This is a genomic window from Burkholderia pyrrocinia, from assembly GCF_022809715.1.
Classification (GTDB): Bacteria; Pseudomonadota; Gammaproteobacteria; order Burkholderiales; family Burkholderiaceae; genus Burkholderia; species Burkholderia pyrrocinia_C.
In genome coordinates, this window is the sequence record NZ_CP094461.1 from 813,190 (window position 1) to 828,844 (window position 15,655).

Below are 15,655 nucleotides of genomic sequence, written 5' to 3' on the forward strand. Positions count from 1 at the left end.
GCGAACTCACGCGTCGTCGACGTTGTCCGCGTAGTGGTCGATCGCGACCTTGCACTCGTCGAACACCACCGTCAGCTGCTCGACGTCGTTCGACTCGACCCACTTGCGGATCTGCAGGAAATAGCCGGTGCCGAGATCGGCGATGCGGGCCGGATCGTCGGTCGTCACGTCGACGGTCGCGATCGCGCGGTTGCCGGGCAGCGGCGACAGCGTCGCCGCGATGTCGAAGCGACGGTACGATTGATCGATGCGCATGCTGTTCTCCAGAAGCGGTTGGAACGCGGCGCTCAGCCGAGCGCCTGGCGGAAGACCTTGCCGCCGAATCCCGTCACGACGTTGTCGACCGAGAATGGCGTGGCCTCCTTCGCCTCGAGAATGATCGCGACGCTGCCGGGCACGAGCCGCGCGGCCACCGTCTCGACGAACGTGCCGTCGAGCAGCGCGTTGCCGGCTGCGTCCGCGAGGATGCCGGCGCCCGCGCCTGCCGCCATGCCGGTGACCACGCCGAGCGGCCCGGCGAGGATCCCGAGCAGGCCGCCCGCGATCGCACCGATCACGCCGCCCTTGAACGGCCGCGATTCGGCGGCGAGCACCGCGAGCTTGCCGGCCGCGTCCTTTTCGACGACGACGCCGTTTTCGATGTGGAATCCTTCATTCTTCTCCGACAGCGCCTCGAAATCGTTCGCGGCCTGACGGGCCGTGTCGACGCTGCCGAACACGGCGACGATCAATTGCTGGGTCATTCGACACCTCTCTCGTATAGATGGGCATGCGCGGCCGCTGCACATCGCGCAGCGCGACGATCCGGGGCCGCACGCGCGCGGTGCGCCGGCAACCCGGCGTTCATTCAGATGCCTGTTGCTTCGACACGCGCGCGGACTGCCTCGACATACGCATGCGCGGCCGCCCGCTGCATCGCGACGACGAACGGCGCACGTGCGCGCGCCGGATCGGCGTCACGCGCGTCGCGTGCCTGCCGGTACGCGTCCGACGACGCGTGCTGCAATTCGTTCGCCTGCTTCGTTGCGACGGAATCCGTGCTCATCCGGCACCCTCCTGCAGAGACATCATGCATACCGTTCTCGCGTCACCGGCCCACATGCGCATCCTCCTCGACATCGTCGACGTCGGCCGGAAAGCGATGCTGACCGAAGCTCAGGATCAGCACGCCCACCGCGAGCAGCACGATCCCGAAGGTCGTCATCAGCATCCGCTCGGGGCTGTCGGTCGCGCCGCGCAGGATCAGGTCGCGCGCGAGCGACGTCATCGCGATGAACAGCGGAAACCGCACGGGCAGCCGGCCGAGCCGCAGGTAGCGCACGTTCATCGCGAGCACTTCCAGATACAGGAACATCAGCAGCAGGTCGGTCAGCGACACCTCGCCCGCGAGCACAACCTTCCATGCCTCCTGCGTCATCGCGAACGCGGTCGCGAGACCGATCACGATCAGCCCGGCCAGTTCGGCCGCGTGAAGGAAGTGGCCGAAGCGGCGACGGATGCGCTCGGACGGCGAACAGGAAACGGTAGACGTATTCAAGGTGACGGTCGGTATGAAGATGCGTGAGCGGTACCGGACGGCGGGAAATCCATGCAATGCGCAGTGCAATGCGCGGCATCGAACGCATCCGGCGCCGGCGCGCGGGCCGCACCGGCCGCGCCGGTCGCCTGCTCGACCGCGGACAGCGTCCGCCGGCAGCACGCGTAAAACGCGACACCGGCGTCGGTGCATGCCACGTCGCCATGCTCGCGGCACAGCAGCAGCCGGCAGCCGAGATACCGTTCGAGACGGTCGATCCGGTCGCTCACCTGCGCGTCGCCGAGCTTCAGTGCGGACGCGGCGCCGGACAGGTCGCCATGCTCGACCACCGCGACATAAACACGCATTGCTTCCAGCAGGTTCATGGTGACGCTCCTCGTCGGCGGCGCAGCGGGACCTAATCTACTGCACGCGGCACGCACGCTCAAGAGCACAGCGCCGTGCATGCCAGGAGTACAGCTGCGCGGCCAGCGCGCAAAATCCGGCCCCGTTTGACACATTCGAATGACAGATTACCGCTACCAGTGCAAAGCCCCGCCGAAGCTGCTAGATTGCATGCTCGACGACGTTACGCGGTGCGCGCAGGTCACGCGCCGGGCGGCCGGCCGCTACTGCGGCGGCGGCCCGTAGCGCGATGCGCGCGCAACGTCCTTCATCCGCATGTCACAAAGAGAACAGTCGCATGACACAGTCCAACCGAACGCCATCGCGCGCCGCGGCAGCGGCAGCCGCGGCCCGTCCGTCCCGACATGACTGACCGGCAGGCCGCGATGCAGACACCTCCCCCGCTCTCCCAGGCCGTTCACAGCCCGATCACGCGCAGCGCGATCTTCCTCGTGGCGACGATCAATCCCGGTGCCGATCACGCCGACACGATCCGTTCATGGTGCGGCGACATCGCCGCGCTCGTGCGCTCGGTCGGCAAGCGCGTGCCGGGCGGCAACCTGACATGCGTGTGCGGCTTCGGCGCCGACGCGTGGGATACGCTGTTCGGCGCCCCGCGCCCCGCGTCGCTGCATCCGTTCCGCGAATTCGGCGCCGGGCAGCGCGTCGCGGTCGCGACGCCCGGCGACATCCTGCTGCACATCCGCGCCGAAGCGATGGACCTGTGCTTCGAACTCGCGACGCAACTGCTCGGCGCGCTCGGCAGCGCCGTCACGGTCGTCGACGAGGTGCACGGCTTCCGCAATTTCGACCAGCGCGCGATGATCGGCTTCGTCGACGGCACCGAGAACCCGGAAGGCCGCGAAGCGGTCGACTTCACGGTGATCGGCGATGAAGATGCGGAATTCGCGGGCGGCAGCTACGTGATCGTGCAGAAGTACCTGCACGACATGGCCGGCTGGAACGCGCTCGCGGTCGAGACGCAGGAGCGCATCATCGGCCGCACCAAGCTGTCCGACATCGAGCTCGCGCCGGACGTGAAGCCGTCGTGTTCGCACAGTTCGCTGACCACGCTCGACGAGAACGGCCAGGAAGTGAAGATCCTGCGCGACAACATGCCGTTCGGGCGTCCGGGCGCAGGCGAATTCGGCACCTATTTCATCGGCTATGCGCGCTCGCCGGCGCCGATCGAGCAGATGCTCGAGAACATGTTCGTCGGCCGCCCGCCCGGCAACTACGACCGCCTGCTCGACTACAGCCGCGCGGTCACCGGCTCGCTGTTCTTCGTGCCGTCGGCCGACCTGCTCGAAGCGCTCGCCGATCGCGCGGCGCCGGCCGCCGACGCCGCGCAACCTGAATCCTCGCCGTCCGCGCCGCAGCGCGACGGCTCGCTGAAAATCGGCTCGCTGAAAGGAACCCAAGCCTATGAATAACCTGCACCGCGAACTCGCCCCGATCTCGTCGTCCGCCTGGGAACAAATCGAGGAGGAAGTGGCGCGCACCTTCAAACGATCGGTGGCCGGCCGCCGCGTCGTCGACGTCGACGGCCCCGCGGGCCCCGAGCTGTCGGCCGTCGGCACCGGGCACCTGGTGGAGGTCACCGCGCCGCGCGAGCAGGTGAACGCGCGGCTGCGCGAAGTCCGCACGATCGTCGAGCTGACGGTGCCGTTCGAGCTGAGCCGCGATGCGATCGACAGCGTCGAGCGCGGCGCGCGCGACGCCGACTGGCAACCGGCGAAGGACGCCGCGCAGCGGCTCGCGTTCGCCGAGGACAACGCGATTTTCGACGGCTACCCGGCCGCCGGCATCGTCGGCATCCGCGAAGGCACGTCGAACCGCAAGCTCACGCTGCCGGCGGACGTCAGCGCGTACCCGGACGCGATCAGCGACGCGCTCGAAGCGCTGCGGCTCGCGGGCGTCGACGGCCCGTACTCGGTGGTGCTCGGCTCGGACGCGTATACCGCGCTCAGCGAGGCGCGCGACCAGGGTTATCCGGTTCTCGGCCACATCAAGCGGATCGTCAGCGGCGAGATCATCTGGGCGCCGGCGCTCAGCGGCGGCTGCGTGCTGTCGATGCGCGGCGGCGATTACGAGTTGCACCTCGGGGAAGACGTATCGATCGGCTACACGAGCCATAACGACAAGGCCGTCCGCCTGTACCTGCGCGAAACGTTCACGTTCCTGATGCTGACGAGCGAAGCATCGGTGGCCGTGGCGCCGCAGGGCAATCCGGCGGCCTGACCGCGGCTGCCTGCGTGCGATGCCCGCCCGCCGGGCGTCGCGCGGCCGGCCGCGGCGCCGGCCGCATGTTCGTCGCCGATCGAGCCCATCTCGCATGGAGGATGTCATGAGCGATACGAATGATGCACTGCAGGCGCTGCAAGCGTCGGTCGACAGCCTGAAGAAGACGGTCGACGCGAACGCGGGCAGCGAGGCCGCCGACACCGCCGTATTGTTTACCGTCGTGTCGCTGATGCTGGCCGAGCTGCCGCCCGACACGCGCAACCTGATCGAGGATTCGTTCTCCGTCTGGGCCAATGGTCTGCCGAATGCGGCACTGTCGACGGACGTGAAGCAGATCGCCCGCCAGCGGCTCGCGATGAAACTGTCCGACTGATCGCGGTTCGCCACGGTTGGCGCCATGTCCGGCTCGCACCGTGCAACCCGACCTCTCCTTCGGCTGCCACGTACGCATCGGCTGCGGTGCGCGCGTGGCCGGACACGACCGGTTCGCGTACGCCACCGGCGTGCGCGCTCGCACTGCGGCGCTTCTGCCGCGCTTACCCACCCGCAACGCCGTCCGTTTGCCGGCAACCGGCGCCCTGCGCGCCGATGTCGCACCGCGCTCCGTTCGCGTTCCGCTCCTTCCTGCCTCCAGTCACCGCGCGCAGCGCATGCCGCGCACGCCCGTGCCGCCGCGTGCGCGCCCGTCTGTACTCCTTGCCCCCCGTGTGCGCGCGCATGTGAGGGTGCAATTCGCGGTCGGTCCGGTGTGGAACTGTGTCTTGGATGGCCCCCGCCGATTCGCTATTTTGAACGCAGTCGAAGCGATGCCGTGGGCTCCTCGCAGCACTCGCGCCTCCCGCCCCGACCGCGACCGTGTGACACGCCGGCGCGCGCTGCGCGACAGCGTGGGCGCGGCACGCGCACCGCCGCGCCACGCGTCGTGTGTTCGCGGTCGGGACGCGCGCGCGCCGCACCGCATCGGGACTTCACTCTTCGACCCACCTTCACCGACAGGAGCCAGACCACCATGCCCGCACTTTGCGATATCTGCCACGCCCGGCCGGCCGTCGCGCGCGCAACCGTGATGCAGGACGGCGAGCGCAAGACGATCTCGATCTGCGACTACCATTTCCGTCAGCTGATGCGGCATCAGAGCATGTTGAACCCGTTCGATGCGCTGCTGGGCGGCGGTGGCTCGTCGTCGCTGTTCGGCGGGCTCGGCGACGAATCGCCGCTCGCCGCCGAGGTGCCGCGCGAATCGGTCGACCCGACCGACGCGTTCAGCGAACAGACGCTCGAACTGCTGCAGCGCGCGGCCGAGAAGGCGCACGAACTGCGCCGCAGCGAGCTCGACTCCGAACACCTGCTCTACGCGCTCGCGGACACCGACGTGTGCGCCGCGCTGCTGAAGGAACTGAAGCTGTCGCCGCAGGACATCAAGTCGTATATCGACGAGCATGCGCACACCGGCACGGCCGCCCCCGATGCACCGCTCGACAAGCTGTCGATCTCGCCGCGCGTGAAGAAGGCCGTGCAATATGCGTTCCAGGCGTCGCGCGATCTCGGCCACTCGTATATCGGCCCCGAGCACCTGCTGATCGGTCTCGCATCGGTGCCGGACAGCATCGCAGGCACGCTGCTGAAGAAATACGGCGTGACGCCCGAGGCGCTGCGCCAGAAAGTCGTGAAGGTGGTCGGCAAGGGCGCCGAGGACGGCCGCGTCGATGCGCCGACCGGCACGCCGAACCTCGACAAGTTCGGCCGCGACCTCACCGCGATCGCGCGCCAGGGCAAGCTCGACCCCGTGCTTGGCCGTGCGCAGGAAATCGAGAGCACGATCGAAGTGCTCGCGCGCCGCAAGAAGAACAACCCGGTGCTGATCGGCGAGCCGGGCGTCGGCAAGACGGCGATCGTCGAAGGGCTCGCGCAACGGATCGTCAACGGCGACGTGCCCGAGGTGCTGCGCAACAAGCGGCTCGTCGAGGTCAACATCAACTCGATGGTCGCCGGCGCCAAGTATCGCGGCGAGTTCGAGGAGCGCGCGAAGCAGCTGATCGACGAAGTGACTGCAAAGCAGGACGAACTGATCCTGTTCATCGACGAGCTGCATACGATCGTCGGCGCGGGCCAGGGCGGCGGCGAAGGCGGCCTCGACATCGCGAACGTGCTGAAGCCCGCGCTCGCGCGCGGCGAGCTGAGCCTGATCGGCGCGACGACGCTCAACGAATACCAGAAGTACATCGAGAAGGACGCGGCGCTCGAACGGCGCTTCCAGCCGGTGTTCGTGCCGGAGCCGAGCGTCGAGCAGACGATCGTGATCCTGCGCGGGCTGCGCGACAGCCTCGAGGCGCACCACCAGGTGACGTTCGCCGACGACGCGTTCGTCGCGGCCGCCGAGTTCGCCGACCGCTACATCACGTCGCGCTTCCTGCCCGACAAGGCGATCGACCTGATCGACCAGGCCGCCGCGCGCGTGCGGATCGGCGCGACGTCGCGCCCTGTCGACATCCAGGAAGGCGAAGCGCAGATCGCGCAACTGAAGCGCGAGCAGGACTACGCGACGTCGCGCAAGCGCTTCGACGAAGCGAAGCAGTTCGAGGAGCAGATCAACGCGAAGCAGAAGACGCTCGATGAAAAAATGGAGGCGTGGCAGCGCAAGACCGGCTCCGAAACGCTCGAGGTGACGGTCGAGTCGGTTGCCGAAGTCGTGTCGCGGCTGACCGGCATTCCCGTGTCCGAACTCACGCAGGAAGAGCGCCAGAAGCTGCTGAAGATGGAGGAGCAACTGCGCGAGCGCGTGGTCGGCCAGAGCGACGCGGTGGTGGCCGTCAGCGACGCCGTGCGGCTGTCGCGCGCGGGGCTCGGCCAGACGCACCGGCCGATCGCGACGTTCCTGTTCCTCGGGCCGACGGGCGTCGGCAAGACCGAGCTCGCGAAGGCGCTCGCCGAGACCGTGTTCGGCGACGAGCAGGCGATCATCCGCATCGACATGTCCGAGTACATGGAACGGCATGCGGTCGCGAGGCTGATCGGCGCGCCGCCCGGCTACGTCGGCTACGACGAAGGCGGCCAGCTCACCGAGCGTGTGCGGCGCCGCCCGTACAGCGTGATCCTGCTCGACGAGATCGAGAAGGCGCACCCGGACGTCTACAACGTGCTGCTGCAGGTGTTCGACGACGGCCGCCTGACCGATGGCAAGGGCCGCGTGGTCGACTTCAGCAACACGATCATCATCGCGACGAGCAACCTCGGCGCCGCGATCATCATGGATAACCTGACGCAGCCGGAAGCCGCGCGCAAGACCGACAAGGCGATCCGCGGCGAACTGATGCAGGTGCTGAAGGGCCATTTCCGCCCCGAGTTCCTGAACCGGATCGACGAGGTGATCGTCTTCCACGCGCTGTCGAAGGAGAACATCCGCGCGATCGTGCAGATCCAGCTCGACCGCGTGGTGCGCACGGCCGCCGCGCAGGACATCACGCTCGTGATGGGCGATGCGCTCGTCGAGCACCTGACCGAGGCCGGCTATCAGCCGGAGTTCGGCGCGCGCGAGCTGAAGCGCCAGATCCGCCAGACCATCGAGACCAGGCTCGCGAAGGAGATCCTCGCCGACCGGCTGAAGTCGGGCGACCGCGTCGAGGTCGATTACGACGAGGACAGCGGCGAAGTGAAGTTCGACAAGCTCGCCGCGCCTGAAGCGAAGGACACGAAGGACGCGAAGAACGACGCCGACGGCAAGACGAAACCGAACGGCAAGGCGGCCGCTAACGCATCCGGCGACGCGAACGCCGACGACGCTCCTGCCGACGTGCCGCCGCCCACCGCAAAGCAGTCCGGCAAGAAGTCGTCCGGCGCGAAGAAGCACGCGCACTGAACCCCGCCTGCCCTGCAGCCCCGGGGCACGCATGACCGGCTCCGTCCGACGGACGGAGCCGCACCACGCCGCGACACGGCGCAACCCGAGCCGCCCGCACGGGCCCGGCTCATGGAGATTCACAATGACAAATCGACGCGAAGTGCCAGGCATCAGGAAGTACGATGGGCCCGCCGGCGGTTGGGGCGCGCTTCGCGCGACAGCCGAGGCCGTGCGCACGCAGATGGAAACCATCGAGGCGCCGATCGTGCTGATGCGGACCAACCAGCCCGACGGTTTCGACTGCCCCGGCTGCGCATGGCCCGACAAGGAGCACAAGTCGACGTTCCAGTTCTGCGAGAACGGCGCGAAGGCCGTCACGTGGGAAGCGACGACCAAGCGCGTGACGCCCGAGTTCTTCGCGGCGAACACCGTGTCGTCGCTGCTGCGCATGTCGGACTACGAACTGGAGAACATGGGCCGGCTCACGCATCCGCTCGTCTACGATCGCGCAACCGACACGTTCCGCGCGATCGAATGGGACGACGCATTCGCGCGCATCGGCGAGGTGCTGCGCGCGCTGCCGCCCGAGCAGGTCGAGTTCTATACGTCGGGCCGCGCGTCGAACGAAGCCGCGTACCTGTACCAGCTGTTCGCGCGCGAGCTCGGCACCAACAACTTCCCCGACTGCTCGAACATGTGCCACGAGCCGACCAGCGTCGGCCTGCCGCAGTCGATCGGCATCGGCAAGGGCACCGTGTCGCTGGAGGATTTCGACCACTGCGAGCTGATCATCTCGATCGGCCACAACCCCGGCACGAACCACCCGCGGATGATGGGCACGCTGCACGAATGCTCGCGGCGCAACGTGCCGATCATCGTGTTCAATCCGCTGCGCGAGCGCGCGCTCGAACGCTTCTCGGATCCGCAGGACATGATCGAGATGGCGTCGTTCGGCTCGACGCGGATCGCGTCGACGTACTACCAGCTCGACGCGGGCGGCGACGCAGCCGCGCTGAAGGGCATCATGAAGGCGCTGCTGCAGCTCGACGCCGAGCGCGGCGACGTGCTCGACCGCGACTTCATCGCGCAGCACACCAACGGCTTCGACGCGTTCTCGGCCGACCTGCAGGTCACGTCGTGGGACGACATCGAGCGCGCGAGCGGCCTCAGCCAGGCGCAGCTCGAACAGGTCGCGCTCGCGTACGCGAAATCGAACGCGACGATCGTCACGTACGGGATGGGCGTCACGCAGCACAACAAGGGCACGGCAACCGTGCGCCTGATCGCCGACCTGCTGCTGATGCGCGGCAACATCGGCAAGCCCGGCGCAGGCATCTGCCCGCTGCGCGGCCATTCGAACGTACAGGGCAACCGCACGGTCGGCATCACCGAGAAGCCGTCGGCCGAGTTCCTGAAGAAGATCGAGGACGTATGCGGCTTCACGCCGCCCGCGCATCACGGGCACGACGCCGTGCAGGCCATGCAGGCGATGGTCGACGGCAGCGCGAAGGCGCTGCTGTGCCTCGGCGGCAACTTCGCGGTCGCGCTGCCCGATCCCGAGCTGTCGTTCCCGGCGATGGCGAAGCTCGACCTGAGCGTGCACCTGGGCACGAAGCTGAACCGCACGCACCTGCTGGTCGGGAAGGAAACCTTCATCCTGCCCGTGCTCGGCCGCACCGAGCTCGACATGCAGGCGAGCGGCCGGCAATCGATCACGGTCGAGGATTCGATGTCGATGGTCCACGCATCGGCCGGCAAGCTCAAGCCGGCGTCGGACCAGCTGCGCTCGGAGCCCGCGATCGTCGCGGGCATCGCGCATGCGACGCTGCCGAACAGCAAGGTCGCGTGGCTCGACCTGATCGCCGACTACGATCGCATCCGCGACCTGATCGACCGCACGGTGTCCGGCTTCGAGGCGTTCAACGAGCGCATCCGCACGCCGGGCGGCTTCCGCCTGCCGCTGCCGCCTACCGAGCGCGTGTGGCCCACGGCGACCGGCAAGGCGATGTTCTCGGTGTACAAGGGCGTCGCGGAAGACGCGGAAGTGCTCGGCGGCGAGAATGTGCTGCGGCTGATCACGCTGCGCAGCCACGATCAGTACAACACGACGATCTACGGGCTCGACGACCGCTATCGCGGCGTGTTCGGGCGGCGCGACGTGCTGTTCATGAACCCGGCGGATCTCGCGAAGTACGGGCTCGAACACGGCGACCTCGTCGACATCGAGACGATCACCGCGTCGGGCCGCACGCTGCGTCTCGAGAAGATCACCGCGATCGAGTACGACATCGCGCCGGGCTCGGTCGGCGCGTACTACCCGGAAGCGAACGTGCTCGTGCCGCTCGACTACATCGACAAGGAAAGCGGCACGCCGTCGTACAAGTCGGTGCCGGTGCGCGTCGCGCGCTCGGCGGTCGTGTAATGCACGCGCAGGCTTGCGGCACGTCACCCGCCGCGGGCCTGCCTTCGTCATGTCGAAACGCTGCCACGGGCCACCGCATCTCGACCGATGCGGTGGCCCCCTCTTCCTGCTCCGCGTCGAAAGGCGCCCCGCTTACTGCGCTGCAGTCGGCGGCAGATGCGCACCGCCCTGCCGGCGCCGGTACGCGCTGTCGCGCGTCGCGAGCCAGTAGTACAGCGGCGACGTCAGCACCAGCCCCACGAGCCACGACAGGTCCGCGCCGCCGAGATGCGCGGGAATCGGGCCCGCATACATCGGCGTGTTCATGAACGGAATCTGCACGAGAATGCCGATCGCATACGCGAGCAGCGCCTGCGGATTGAAGCGGCCGTAGATGCCGCCATCCTCCATGAAGATCGACTGGATGTCGTACTTGCCCTTGTGGATCACGTAGAAGTCGATCAGGTTGATCGCCGTCCACGGCACGAGCACGACCAGCAGCGCGAGCACGAGATCGACGAGGTTGCCGACGAAGTTCGTCGATGCGCCGATCGCCGCGTAACAGCACGCAACGAAGATCACGACCGACACCGCCGCACGGGTTTTTGCGGTCGGAATCCATTTGTATGCGAACGTCTGCACCGACGTGATCACCGCGAGCACCGCGCCGTACAGGTTCAGCGCGTTGTGGCTGATCACGCTCAGCAGGAACAGCACCAGCATCAGCGGGCCGAGCGGGCCGGTCGCCTGCTTGACCGCATCCATCGTGTCCGCGCCGGCCGGCACCGCAAGCACCGCGACCGCGCCGAAGATGAACGCGAGCGTCGAGCCGATCGTGCAGCCGAGGTAGGTCGCCCAGAACGTCGACGCGACGCCGACGTCCTCCGGCAGATAACGCGAATAGTCCGATACGTACGGCGCGAACGCGATCTGCCACAACGCCGACAGCGATACCGTCGCGAGCCAGCCCGCGAAGTCGAAGCCGCCGCGCGTCAGGAAATCGTCGGTCGTCACGTGCGTGAGGATCATCCAGAAGCCGACCAGGATCCCGATGCCGAGCACCCACGTGCCGATGCGGTTCAGGATATGGATGAAGCGGTAGCCGACGATGCCGATCAGCCCCGATCCCACCGCGCCGATCACGATGCCGACGGGCACCGGCACCGACGCCGCGATGCCGTGCACCGACTTGCCGGCGAGCACGATGTTCGACGCGAAGAAGCCGACGTACATCACGGCCGCGATCACGGTAACGAGCAGCGCGCCCCACGAACCGAACTGCGCGCGGCTCTGGATCATCTGCGGGATGCCCATTTGCGGCCCCTGCGCGGAATGCAGCGCCATCAGCACGCCGCCGACCGCCTGGCCGACGACGATCGCGACGATGCCCCACATCAGGTTCAGGTGAAAGAGCTGCACGCCGAGTGCGCCGGTCACGATCGGCAGCGGCGCGATGTTGCCGCCGAACCAGAGCGTGAACAGGTCGCGCACCTTGCCGTGGCGCTCCGCGGGCGGCACGTAGCCGATCGTGTGTTTCTCTATCATCGGGGACGCGTTGCGGTCCACGTTCGTCATGGTGAAGTCTCCTGTCCTGCGCGGCGATGCGCGCGTGCCGTTTCAGCCGACGCGCGTTGGGGTGCGCGCCTGCAATCGGGTCCGGATACGCGAGCGACGACGCGCCGCGTGCACGCGCGGCGGTGTCGGCCGAAGCGGACCATGCGCGGCATGCGGGGACGGATGACATGTCCCGCCGGCACGTGTGCAGCCTCGTTGCGATCCGGATTGGAGACGATGGTGCGCCACCGATGCAGCGACGGAGAAATACTAAAAATATTTCCGGGACATACGAAAAAGCTCTGTAGCGGAAATTTCGGCTTCGGGCTTCTTCAGGTAAGGTGCTACGCGAAACCATGGACAGAATTCGCCCTCGGCGGCATGCCGGGGCCGGGCATCAGAGGTGCTTGTGGCTCACTACACTTTGCGGCAACTGAAATACTTCGTGACGACGGTCGAATCCGGCAGCGTCGCCGAGGCGTCGCGCCAGCTTTTCATCGCGCAGCCGTCGATCTCCAGCGCGATCAAGGGGCTCGAGGAAAGCTTCGGCGTGAAGCTGTTCATCCGCCATCACGCGCAGGGCGTATCGCTGACGCCGAGCGGCACGCGCTTCTACCGGAAAGCGCAGGAGTTGCTGCGCATCGCGCACGAATTCGAACAGAACGCGCTCGCCGACAACGACGTGATTACCGGGCAGATCGACATCGGCTGCTTCGAGACAGTCGCGCCGCTCTATCTTCCTCAGCTCATCGCCGGGTTTCGCGAGCGCTACCCGGGCGTCAACATCCGGCTGCGCGACGGCGACCAGCAGGAACTCGTGCAGGGCCTGACGTCCGGCACGTTCGATCTCGCGCTGATGTACGACCACGATCTCGACGGCACGATCGAAACCGAACCGCTGATGCCGCCGCAGCAGCCGTACGTGCTGCTGCCGGAGAACCACCGGTTCGCGGGCCAGCCGCACGTGTCGCTGCGCGACCTCTGTGTCGAGCCGATGATCCTGCTCGACGTGCAGCCGAGCCGCACGTATTTCGTCAGCCTGTTTCATGAGCTCGGGCTGACGCCGAACATCGTGTTCGGCTCGCCGTCGATCGAGATGGTGCGCGGGATGGTCGGCCAGGGCTTCGGCTTCTCGCTGCTCGTCACGCGCCCGTATTCGGAATACACGTACGACGGCCGGCGCGTCGTGACGATCGGCCTCAGCGAAACGGTGAGCCCGTCCGGGCTCGTGAGCGCGCGGCTGAAACGTGGGCAGCTCACCAAGCAGGCGCAGTCGTTCGTCGATTTCTGCCGCGAGCGGCTCGCGCAGATCGTCGCGGAATCGGCGCAATAACACTGAGCACTGAAGAAAACGCACGCGCCGCAGGACGGGCGCGTGCGTGTCGGCAACCCGATCAGGCGGCCGAAGCAAGATGCGCGGCCAGACGGCTCAGCATCGCGTCGCATCCGTGCAGCTGTTCGAGCGTGACGAACTCGTCGGGCTTGTGCCCCTGGTCCATGCTGCCGGGCCCGCACACGACGGTCGGAATGCCGGCCTGCCCGAACAGCCCGCCCTCGGTGCCGAACGCGACCGTGCCGAACGCATCGGACCCGCTCAGCATTGCGAGCAGGCGCGCGGCCTCGCTGTCGGGCGCGGTCGCGAGCCCCGGGTACGCACCCAGCGGCTGCAGTTGAATATCGGTATCGGGCTGCACCGCACGCATCCTCGGCAACAGTTCGGATTCCGCATAGTCCTGCAGCTTCCGCGGCACGTCGTGCGCATCGAAATCCGGCAGCGCACGCACCTCGAAATCGAACTCGCATTCGGCCGGCACGATGTTCAGCGCGCGGCCGCCCTTGATCAACCCGGTCTGCACGGTCGAGAACGGCGGATCGAAGCGGCTGTCGTGCCGTTCGGGCCGCGCGAGCGCCGCGCCGATCTCGCCGAGCCGGCCGATCAGCTTCGCCGCATAGTCGATCGCGTTGACGCCCGACGGCGCATACGCCGAGTGGCACGCGGCGCCCTTCACGCGGCAGCGCATCGCGAGCTTGCCCTTGTGGCCGAGCACCGGCTTCAGTTCGGTCGGCTCGCCGATCAGGCACAGGCGCGGCCGGTGCTCGCGCGCGGCCAGCGCTTCGAGCATCGGCCGCACGCCGAGACAGCCGACTTCCTCGTCGTACGAGAACGCGAGATGCACGGGCACGCTCAGCGGCCTCGCGACGAACGCGGGCACCGCCGCAAGCACCGACGCGATGAAGCCCTTCATGTCGGCCGTGCCGCGGCCGTACAGGCGGCCGTCGCGCTCGGTCAGCCGGAACGGCTCGACCGTCCACGCCTGCCCGTCTGCCGGCACCACGTCGGTGTGGCCCGACAGCGCGATGCCGCCGCGATCGCGCGGCCCGATCGTCGCGTACAGGCTCGCCTTCGTGCGTTCCGCGTTATAGAACAGTTCGCTCGATACGCCAAAGCCCGCGAGATAGTCGCGGATGAACTCGATCATCTCGAGATTCGAATCGCGGCTGACCGTCGCGAACGCGATCAACCGTTCGAGCAACGCGCGGCTCGATGCGTCACTCATCGCCCGGCACTCCGTAGCTCGGCGCGGCGGTCGGGTTCAGCGCGCGGGTCTGGTAATCCTGCATCTGCGGCCGATATGCGCGCCACAGCGCGTCGAGCTGCCCGATCGGGTCGGCATCGGCCCAGTCGACGCGCAGGTCGACGATCGGCCAGGTCACGTCGCCGACCACCTTCAGCGCGGCCGAATGCACCGGCCCCGCCTCGCCGCCGGCTGCGATCGCCGCATGCATCGCGGCCAGCAGGCGATCGGCGAGCAGGCCGGGCGCCTGTTCGAATGCGCGCACCATCGCATCGATCACGGCCGGCGCGGCCAGCAGGTTGCCGGCCGCCACGCATTGCTCACCCTTCACCGCGTGATGCGTGCCGAGCGCTTCCTTGCCGGTGAAGCACGCCGTCTGCCCTTGCCCGTCGATCACCGTGACCTGCCGGTACTGGCTCCAGCCGTTCGCGCTGAGCGCGCGATCGAGCGCCGCGGCGGGCGCGAGCTGTTCGTGCTCGATCAGGTCGAGAATCTGCGGGCCGAGCGCCGGCAGCGTGATGTTCTGCGTCGCGACCGCGCCCACGCCCGCACGCACCCACGGGCAGCGCGCACCCACCGCGATGCTCGACGAGCTGATCGCGATGCCGAGCTGGCCCGTCTCCGGGCAGCGCCCGACGATGGAGAAAGTCATGTCGCCTCCGGTGCGCGGTTCGGCTGCCAGTTGTCCGGGATCACCGCGATCACGTCGATTTCCATCAGCCACTGCGGCTGGCCGAGCGCGGACACGACGAGCCCCGTCGAGATCGGATACACGCCCTTCAGCCACTTGCCGACTTCCTGGTACACCGGCTCGCGATAACGCGGGTCGATCAGGTAGGTCGTCGTCTTCACGATGTGCGTGAGGTCGCTGCCGGCTTCTTCCAGCAACTGCTTGACGTTCTTCATCGCCTGCCCGGCCTGCGCGCGCGCGTCGCCGAGGCCGATCAGGTTGCCGTCGAAATCGGTGCCGACCTGGCCGCGCACGTAGACGGTGTTGCCGGCCCGCACGGCCTGGCACAGGTCGTTGTCGAGCGTCTGGTTCGGGTAGGTATCCTTGGTGTTGAACATGCGGATACGCGTATGGGTGGGTTGGCTCATCGAGGTCCTTCGATCGTCGGTGG

Annotated in this window: 15 protein-coding genes; 6 read left to right on the plus strand and 9 right to left on the minus strand. The window is 67.7% G+C overall.

Going from position 1 to position 15,655, the window contains the following annotated elements:
• Positions 1 to 6 precede the first annotated feature (6 nt).
• The 5 genes from MRS60_RS33780 to MRS60_RS33800 form a co-directional block, all read right to left on the minus strand.
• The gene (locus tag MRS60_RS33780) at positions 7 to 255 is read right to left on the minus strand and encodes a hypothetical protein (RefSeq protein ID WP_105391572.1); all 249 of its coding nucleotides are present in this window, start codon (positions 253 to 255) and stop codon (positions 7 to 9) included.
• Between the two features lie 32 nt (positions 256 to 287).
• Positions 288 to 743, minus strand: a complete 456-nt coding sequence (locus MRS60_RS33785) for a DUF1269 domain-containing protein (protein WP_243566981.1) — start codon at positions 741 to 743, stop codon at positions 288 to 290.
• A gap of 104 nt (positions 744 to 847) precedes the next feature.
• Positions 848 to 1,045 (minus strand): hypothetical protein, encoded by a 198-nt coding sequence (locus MRS60_RS33790; protein WP_034184487.1) that lies wholly within the window; start codon positions 1,043 to 1,045, stop codon positions 848 to 850.
• Between the two features lie 42 nt (positions 1,046 to 1,087).
• Positions 1,088 to 1,537 (minus strand): phosphate-starvation-inducible protein PsiE, encoded by a 450-nt coding sequence (locus tag MRS60_RS33795; RefSeq protein ID WP_034184488.1) that lies wholly within the window; start codon positions 1,535 to 1,537, stop codon positions 1,088 to 1,090.
• Positions 1,534 to 1,902: a helix-turn-helix domain-containing protein gene (locus MRS60_RS33800; protein ID WP_217589165.1), complete on the minus strand. Its 369-nt coding sequence runs from the start codon at positions 1,900 to 1,902 to the stop codon at positions 1,534 to 1,536. The genes MRS60_RS33795 and MRS60_RS33800 overlap by 4 nt, the downstream gene beginning before the upstream one ends.
• Positions 1,903 to 2,286: 384 nt before the next feature.
• Here MRS60_RS33800 and MRS60_RS33805 point away from each other — a divergent pair, with 384 nt between their 5' ends.
• The 5 genes from MRS60_RS33805 (at position 2,287) to MRS60_RS33825 (ending at position 10,425) form a co-directional block, all read left to right on the plus strand.
• Positions 2,287 to 3,354, plus strand: coding sequence for a Dyp-type peroxidase (locus MRS60_RS33805; protein ID WP_131949621.1), 1,068 nt, complete (start codon positions 2,287 to 2,289; stop codon positions 3,352 to 3,354).
• Positions 3,347 to 4,162 carry a family 1 encapsulin nanocompartment shell protein gene (locus MRS60_RS33810; RefSeq protein ID WP_217589163.1) on the plus strand — a complete coding sequence of 272 codons (816 nt, stop codon included), beginning with the start codon at positions 3,347 to 3,349 and terminating at the stop codon, positions 4,160 to 4,162. Before MRS60_RS33805 ends, MRS60_RS33810 begins: the two co-directional genes overlap by 8 nt.
• A 106-nt stretch (positions 4,163 to 4,268) precedes the next feature.
• Positions 4,269 to 4,538 carry a hypothetical protein gene (locus MRS60_RS33815; protein WP_034184672.1) on the plus strand — a complete coding sequence of 90 codons (270 nt, stop codon included), beginning with the start codon at positions 4,269 to 4,271 and terminating at the stop codon, positions 4,536 to 4,538.
• Between the two features lie 636 nt (positions 4,539 to 5,174).
• Positions 5,175 to 8,021: an ATP-dependent Clp protease ATP-binding subunit gene (locus MRS60_RS33820; RefSeq protein ID WP_243566982.1), complete on the plus strand. Its 2,847-nt coding sequence runs from the start codon at positions 5,175 to 5,177 to the stop codon at positions 8,019 to 8,021.
• A 124-nt stretch (positions 8,022 to 8,145) separates the two neighbouring features.
• Positions 8,146 to 10,425 carry an FdhF/YdeP family oxidoreductase gene (locus MRS60_RS33825; RefSeq protein ID WP_243566983.1) on the plus strand — a complete coding sequence of 760 codons (2,280 nt, stop codon included), beginning with the start codon at positions 8,146 to 8,148 and terminating at the stop codon, positions 10,423 to 10,425.
• Between the two features lie 132 nt (positions 10,426 to 10,557).
• On the opposite strand, the gene MRS60_RS33830 is transcribed toward MRS60_RS33825, so the two are convergent.
• Positions 10,558 to 11,979, minus strand: coding sequence for a purine-cytosine permease family protein (locus MRS60_RS33830; protein ID WP_243566984.1), 1,422 nt, complete (start codon positions 11,977 to 11,979; stop codon positions 10,558 to 10,560).
• Positions 11,980 to 12,367: 388 nt separating this feature from the next.
• Between MRS60_RS33830 and MRS60_RS33835 the strand changes: the two genes are divergently transcribed.
• The gene (locus MRS60_RS33835) at positions 12,368 to 13,291 is read left to right on the plus strand and encodes a LysR substrate-binding domain-containing protein (protein WP_034184673.1); all 924 of its coding nucleotides are present in this window, start codon (positions 12,368 to 12,370) and stop codon (positions 13,289 to 13,291) included.
• Positions 13,292 to 13,352: 61 nt separating this feature from the next.
• Here MRS60_RS33835 and argE read toward each other — a convergent pair whose 3' ends face one another.
• Genes argE through MRS60_RS33850 form a run of 3 tightly spaced genes read right to left on the minus strand, consistent with a single transcriptional unit; the run spans position 13,353 to position 15,632 of the window.
• Positions 13,353 to 14,516 (minus strand): acetylornithine deacetylase, encoded by a 1,164-nt coding sequence (gene argE / locus MRS60_RS33840; protein ID WP_243566985.1) that lies wholly within the window; start codon positions 14,514 to 14,516, stop codon positions 13,353 to 13,355.
• On the minus strand, positions 14,509 to 15,186 hold the full coding sequence (locus MRS60_RS33845) for a DUF1028 domain-containing protein (RefSeq protein WP_243566986.1): 678 nt from the start codon (positions 15,184 to 15,186) through the stop codon (positions 14,509 to 14,511). Before MRS60_RS33845 ends, argE begins: the two co-directional genes overlap by 8 nt.
• Positions 15,183 to 15,632 (minus strand): RidA family protein, encoded by a 450-nt coding sequence (locus tag MRS60_RS33850; protein ID WP_034184497.1) that lies wholly within the window; start codon positions 15,630 to 15,632, stop codon positions 15,183 to 15,185. Before MRS60_RS33850 ends, MRS60_RS33845 begins: the two co-directional genes overlap by 4 nt.
• Between the last annotated feature and the right edge of the window lie 23 nt (positions 15,633 to 15,655).